Genomic DNA, 1,282 nt, shown 5'->3' on the forward strand with positions numbered 1-1,282 from the left:
CCAAACTCGCCGATGAACCATGTGAGTGGTCCGCCCTTTGGTATGGCCTGTGGGCCAAGACGAGGACGGACGAATGGGAACGAAGCGGCACAAGCCTGAGGATGTGATCGCCAAGCTGCGGCAGGTGGACGTGCTAGTCGGCCAAGGTCAGAGCTTAGCCGAGGCGATCCGGTCGATCGGCGTGACGGAGGTGACGTACTATCGCTGGCGCAAGGAGTACGGAGGCCTGAAGAGCGACCAGGTCCGGCGCATGAAGGATCTGGAGACCGAGAACCAGCGGCTGCGCAAGGCGATCGCGGACCTCACGCTCGACAAGCTGATCCTGCAGGAGGCGGCAAAGGGAAACTTCTGAGCCCCGCGCGCCGGCGTGCCTGTGTCGAGCACATCGTGGAGACGATGAAGGTGTCCGAGCGCCGGGCCTGCCGCGCGCTCGGCCAGCATCGCTCGACGCAGCGCAAGGTGCCGCGGGGCAGGGACGACGAGGCAGCACTGACAGCCGATCTCGTCGAGCTGGCGGAGCGGTATGGTCGCTACGGCTATCGGAAGATCGGCGCGTTGCTGAAGGCAGCGGGCTGGCTGGTCAATGACAAGCGCGTGGAGCGCATCTGGCGGCGGGAGGGGCTGAAGGTCCGGGCCCGGCAGCCGAAGAGGGGCCGGTTGTGGGATGGGGACGGCTCCTGCATCCGACTGCGGCCGGAGTACCGCGACCACGTCTGGTCCTATGACTTCGTCGAGGCGCGCACCCATGACGGGCGCAAGTTCCGGATGCTCAACGTCGTGGACGAGTTCACCCGGGAGTGCCTGACGATCCGGGTCGCGCGCAAGCTCAAGGCGACGGACGTGATCGACGTGCTCTCCGACCTGTTCATCCTGCGTGGCGTACCGGGGCACATCCGCTCGGACAATGGCCCGGAGTTCATAGCCAAGTCGGTGCAGGCTTGGATCGCCGGGGTGGGAAGCAAGACCGCCTACATCGCCCCGGGCTCGCCGTGGGAGAACGGCTACGTCGAAAGCTTCAACGCGCGTCTGCGGGATGAACTCTTGGACGGCGAGGTCTTCTACACCCTGAAGGAGGCGCAGATCGTGATCGAGAGTTGGCGGCGTCACTACAACACGGTCAGGCCGCACGGCGCGCTGGGCTACCGCCCGCCGGCCCCGGAGGTATTCCTGCCCGCCTTCACCGCTTGGCCGGCTGCGCTCGCCCGACCGGCTCCGCCGGCCAAGCTATCCGTGGAGCAGAGACCGACCCTGCACTAACTTTAGACCCGGACCACCCCGTGGG

Annotated in this window: 1 protein-coding gene; it reads left to right on the forward strand. The window is 66.4% G+C overall.

What is annotated here, in order from left to right; translation table 11 throughout:
• Window positions 1-73 precede the first annotated feature (73 nt).
• Window positions 74-1,257, forward strand: a protein-coding gene (locus tag MFF61_RS32620) for an IS3 family transposase (protein WP_238241852.1) whose coding sequence is annotated in 2 segments (ribosomal slippage) — window positions 74-338 and window positions 338-1,257 — 1,185 coding nt in all. Because the reading frame shifts where the segments join, the coding sequence is not laid out codon by codon here.
• Window positions 1,258-1,282: the final 25 nt, after the last annotated feature.

Origin of the sequence: Methylobacterium isbiliense (genome assembly GCF_022179325.1) — a bacterium.
Lineage (GTDB): Bacteria > Pseudomonadota > Alphaproteobacteria > Rhizobiales > Beijerinckiaceae > Methylobacterium > Methylobacterium isbiliense.